The 5,452-nt window shown below is 66.0% G+C and carries 3 protein-coding genes; all 3 read right to left on the bottom strand.

All coding sequences use genetic code 11. The features are described 5' to 3' along the window. On the bottom strand, positions 1–584 hold a 584-nt coding region (locus ACOJSF_RS13655; protein WP_420142744.1), incomplete at its 3' end, for a phasin family protein. Between the two features lie 87 nt (positions 585–671). After that, positions 672–1,346, bottom strand: a complete 675-nt coding sequence (locus ACOJSF_RS13650) for a glutathione S-transferase family protein (protein ID WP_420142743.1) — start codon at positions 1,344–1,346, stop codon at positions 672–674. Between the two features lie 56 nt (positions 1,347–1,402). Beyond that, on the bottom strand, positions 1,403–5,452 hold a 4,050-nt coding region (gene gltB / locus ACOJSF_RS13645; RefSeq protein ID WP_420142742.1), incomplete at its 5' end, for a glutamate synthase large subunit.

Genomic DNA, 5,452 nt, shown 5'->3' with positions numbered 1-5,452 from the left:
CTGTCGAACTGCGCCTTGGCGAATTCGCTCTGGAGCTGGAACAGCTCGGTCGGCGACTTGACCGTGGCGAAGCTCTTGAACGCAGTGGTCGCGCTCTCGAAATTCTTCTTGCCATATTCAGCTGCTTCCTGGCCAAGCGCTTCGCCCGTCTTGGCGGCGACGCGCGCCGACGCGATCATCGCCTCGACATTGCCCTTGGCGAATTCGACCATGTCCTCACCGAGCTTGGTCGACTTTTCGAACGCCGTCTTGAAGCGCTCGGAGAAGTCGCCGAACACGGCCTGAGCCTTGTCCACGGTGTCGGTCGGCGGAACGGTAGCCATTTCCTTGATATCCTTGCTTGCGACCGCTGCGGCCTCGACCGGAGCGATGGGGGCGTCGCTTTGCACGGCCGGCGACGGAGCGGCCTCGTTAATTGCGATGGTGGCTTCGACCGGTAGCACCGCCTTTACCGACGACCGCGGGGCGGAAACCTCGTCGGCTTCGCTCCGATGCGCCGTATCGGTGTCGGGCGCGACCGCCGGAACAGCCCGAGGCTTGCGCGGCCGGGCCGGCTTCACCAGGGCATTGTCCTCTTCGGCCACTTCGCCGCTCCCGTTCGAATTATGCTGCAATGCACAATATGAGAAATGCCGGGCAAAATCAAGTGCGTTGTGCACCGCAACAAAAAGTTAGAAATCGAGCTTGTCGTAGTGATCCGGAGGCACGATCACCTCCATTCGCTCGCCGAGCAGCGGCCGGAAGCTCGGCCGGCTCTTCATGCCGGAATACCAGTGGCGGGTCCGTTCGTGCCCACGCCAGTCGATGCCGCCCAGATAGTCGGCGACGGAGATGTGCGCGGCGGCGGCCAGATCGGCGAGGCTGAACAGCGGGCCGCCGATCCAGCGGCGATGATCGAGCAGCCAGTCGACATAATCGAGGTGGCTGTTCGCGAGTCGCATCGCCTCGCGCAGCGTCCGTGCATCGGGCGACTGCCGGTGGACGAGGCGCTTCTCCATCCGCTCGTACATCAGCGGGCGGCCGACCTCGTCGTGGAACTTCTGGTCGAACCAGGCGACCAGCCGACGCACCTCGGCCCGGTTGGCGGCGGTTCCGGGCAGCATCGTCGCCCGCTCGACCGTCTCCTCCAGGAAATCGCAGATCGCGTTCGAATCGATCAGCACGACATTCTGCGCGCGATCGACCAGCACCGGCGTCTGGCCGGCGGGGTTCATGTCCACGAACTCGTCACGCTGGTCCCACGGACTCTCGCGCAGGAGTTCGCACCCCACCCCCTTTTCCCCGAGGAGGAGGCGCACCTTGCGCGAGAAGGGACAGAGCGGAAACTGATAGAGCTGCCAGGCCATCGCCGCCGCTTAGCGCGCGCAGCGATGGCTGTCAGCGGCCATGCGTTGCCGCCGCGTCACTCGGCGGCGACCATCTCCGGTTCCACCTCGGCATCGTCGAGCGGATGGCTGAGGCGCGTCAGCATTTCCCTGGGCACCACCTGCCAGAAGCGGCCGCGCCACCGATCCCAATCGTCGAGCACCGCATTCGACCAGCGGCTATCCGTGCGCGTCGCATGTTCGGCGATCAGCGCCTTGAGCCGCGTCTCCCAGTAGGCGGAGCCGAGCCGCCGCCAGACGATGCTTTCCTGATTCGCGCGCGCGCCGACATCGCCCTCCTCGTCGAGCACGAAGGCCATGCCGCCGGTCATGCCCGCGCCGAAATTCTCGCCCGTGCGCCCCAGGATGACCGCGACACCGCCGGTCATGTACTCGCAGCCGTTGGCGCCGCAGCCCTCGACCACCACGGTGGCGCCCGAATTCCGGACCGCGAACCGCTCGCCCGCCTGCCCCGCCGCCAGCAGGGTGCCGGAGGTCGCGCCGTAGAGCACGGTATTGCCGATGATCGTGTTCGACTTCGTATCGAGCTGGCTCGACACCATCTGCCGCACGACAATCGTGCCCCCGGACAGGCCCTTGCCGACATAATCGTTGGCCTCGCCGAACACTTCGAGCGTCAGCCCCTTCACCGCGAACGCGCCGAGCGACTGGCCCGCGCTGCCGCGCAGGCGGACATGGACGTGCCCCTCCGCCAGCGCGCTCATCCCGAACTTGGAGGTGATCTCCGCCGAGAAGCGCGTGCCGACCGCACGATGCGTGTTCCGCACGGTGTAGGTGAGCTGCATCTTCTCGCGCCGCGCGAAAACGGGCGCCGCGTCCTTGATCATCTGCGCATCGAGACTGTCGGGCACATCGTTGCGGAAGGTGTTGATCGCGAAGCGGCGATGATGGTCCGGCGCGTCGACCTTGGCGAGAATCGGATTGAGGTCGAGATCGTCCAGATGCTCGGCGCCGCGACTGACCTGACGCAGCAGCTCGGTCCGCCCGATCACCTCATCGAGGCTCTTGAAGCCGAGCCGCGCCAGTATCTCGCGCACCTCCTCGGCAATGAAGGTCATCAGGTTGATGACCTTCTCCGGCGTGCCCACGAACTTCGCGCGCAGCTTCTCGTCCTGCGTGCAGACGCCCACCGGGCAGGTGTTCGAATGGCACTGGCGGACCATGATGCAGCCCATCGCGACAAGGCTGAGCGTGCCGATGCCATATTCCTCGGCGCCCAGGATCGCAGCGATGACGATGTCCCGCCCGGTCTTGAGCCCGCCATCGGTGCGCAGTTTCACGCGGTGGCGCAGGCCGTTGAGCGTCAGCACCTGGTTGACCTCGCTCAGCCCCATTTCCCACGGCGTGCCGGCGAACTTGACGCTGGTCTGTGGGGAAGCGCCAGTACCGCCGACATTGCCGGCGACCAGGATCGCGTCGGCATGCGCCTTGGCGACGCCCGCCGCGACCGTGCCGATGCCGGCCGAGCTGACCAGCTTGACGCACACGCGCGCGCGGGGGTTGATCTGCTTCAGATCGTAGATCAGCTGCGCCAGATCCTCGATCGAGTAGATGTCGTGGTGCGGCGGCGGCGAGATGAGCGTCACACCCGGGGTCGAGTGACGCAGGCGCGCGATCATCTCGGTCACCTTGAAACCGGGGAGTTGGCCGCCCTCGCCGGGCTTGGCGCCCTGCGCGACCTTGATCTCCAGTTCCTCGGCCGATCCCAGATATTCGGCCGTGACGCCGAAGCGGCCGCTCGCAATCTGCTTGATCACCGAATTGGCGTTGTCGCCATTTTCATAGGGCGTGTAGCGGTTCTTATCCTCGCCCCCCTCGCCCGACACGGCCTTGGCGCCGATCCGGTTCATCGCGATGGCGAGCGTCTCGTGCGCCTCGGGGCTGAGCGCGCCCAGGCTCATGCCCGGCGTTACGAAGCGCTTGCGGATCTCGGTGATCGCCTCGACCTGATCGATCGCGATCGGCTCCTTCGCCCAGTTGAATTCCAGCAGGTCGCGCAGATAGACGGGCGGCAGGTCGCGCACCCCGCGCGAGAATTGCAGATACTGGCTGTAGCTGTCGCTCCCGACAGCCGACTGGAGCAGATGCATCAGCTGCGCCGAATAAGCGTGGCTCTCCCCACCCGCACGCTGGCGGTAGAAGCCGCCGATCGGCAGGATCGCCGATCCGGTGCCGAACGCCGCCTCATGGCGAAGCTGCGCCGAAAGCTGGAGCGAGGCATAACCCTCGCCCGAAATCTTCGTCGGCATGCCGGGGAACAGGTCGTTGCAGATCGCGCGGCTGAGGCCGACCGCCTCAAAATTGTAGCCGCCGCGATAGGAGGAGATCACCGCGATCCCCATCTTCGACATGATCTTGAGCAGGCCCTCGTCGATCGCCTTGCGCCAGCGCTTGAAGCAGTCGGCGAGGCTCAATTCGCCGAACAGGCCGCGCGCATGGCGGTCGGTGATCGCCGCCTCGGCCAGATAGGCGTTCACGGTGGTCGCGCCGACGCCGATCAGCACCGCGTAATAATGCGTGTCGAGGCATTCGGCCGAGCGGACGTTGACGCTCGCATAGGAGCGCAGCCCCTTGCGGACGAGATGCGTGTGCACCGCCGCCGCCGCGAGCACCATCGCGATCGCGACGCGGTCCTCGCCCACATTCTCGTCGGTCAGGAACAGTTCGCTCTTGCCCTCGCGCACCGCCTGCTCCGCCTCGCGCCGGACACGTGCGATCGCCTGGCGCAGCGCGTCGGGACTGCCGTCCGCCGGATAGGTGCAATCGATCGTCGCATGCGCCGCACCGAAATAGGCCTTCAGCGTCGCCCAATCGGCACTGGTCAGCACCGGTGAATCGAGCACGAGCACGCCCGATTGCTGCGCCTCGGTATCGAGGATGTTGGCGAGGTTCCCGAACCGCGTCTTCAGGCTCATCACCCGCGTCTCGCGCAGCGAGTCGATCGGCGGGTTCGTGACCTGACTGAAATTCTGGCGGAAGAAATGGCTGATCGGACGCGGCTTGTCGGAAATGACCGCCAGCGGCGTGTCGTCGCCCATCGATCCGATCGCTTCCTTGGCGGTCTCGACCTGCGGCGCGAGGATCAGCTCCATGTCCTCCATGGTCTGGCCCGCCGCGATCTGGCGGCGGATCAGCTCGGCGCGGCTCCACTGCGGCAGGTGCTCGCCCGCCGGCACCGGCAGGTCGGCCATCGCGCGGAAGCCCTTGACCCAATCACCATAGGGCGCCTCGGCCGCGATCCGGGCCTTGATCTCCGCGTCCTCGTAGAAACGCCCTTCGTCGAGGTCGACCGCGATCATCTGGCCGGGGCCCATCCGTCCCTTGGCCACCGCAGCGCTCTCGGGAACGACCACCATCCCCGCCTCGGACCCGACGATCAGCAGATTGTCGGCCGTCCGTAGCGTGCGCAGCGGACGCAGCGCGTTACGGTCGACGCCCGCCACGACCCAGCGGCCGTCGGTCATTGCCAGCGCGGCGGGGCCGTCCCACGGCTCCATCACGCTCGCGAAATAATTGTACATGTCGCCGACGGGCTGCGCGAGGTCACCGGTCTGCCATGCTTCGGGCACCAGCATCAGCTTTGCGGTCGGCGCGTCGCGACCCGAACGGCAGATCGTTTCGAACACCGCGTCCAGCGCGGCCGTGTCCGACGCGCCCGCCGGGATCAGCGGCTTGATCTCTTCCGAATGCTGGCCGAACGCCAGGCTCGCCATCTTGATCTCGTGGCTCTTCATCCAGTTCTTGTTGCCGCGGATCGTGTTGATCTCGCCATTGTGGGCGAGGCAGCGGAACGGCTGGGCCAGCCACCATTGCGGGAAGGTGTTGGTCGAATAACGCTGGTGGAAGATCGCGACGCGACTGACGAAGCGTTCGTCCTTCAGGTCGGGGAAGAAGACCGACAGTTCCTCGGCCAGGAACAGGCCCTTGTAGATGATCGACTGGCAGGACAGCGAACAGATGTAGCAGCCCTGGATCTGCGCCTCGATCAGCTTCTTCTCGATCCGGCGGCGGACCAGATACAGCTTCTTCTCGAACTCGGCCGCGCTTTCATCGTCCGGCAGCGGCCC

It is taken from the genome of Sphingomonas sp. (assembly GCF_048594985.1).
Classification (GTDB): Bacteria; Pseudomonadota; Alphaproteobacteria; order Sphingomonadales; family Sphingomonadaceae; genus Sphingomonas_I.
This window is presented reverse-complemented; position numbering and strand designations above follow the sequence as displayed.

Coding starts and splice junctions, on each gene's coding strand:
- ACOJSF_RS13650 (WP_420142743.1), bottom strand. CDS start 1,346: ATGGCCTGGCAGCTCTATCAGTTTCCGCTCTGTCCCTTCTCGCGCAAG.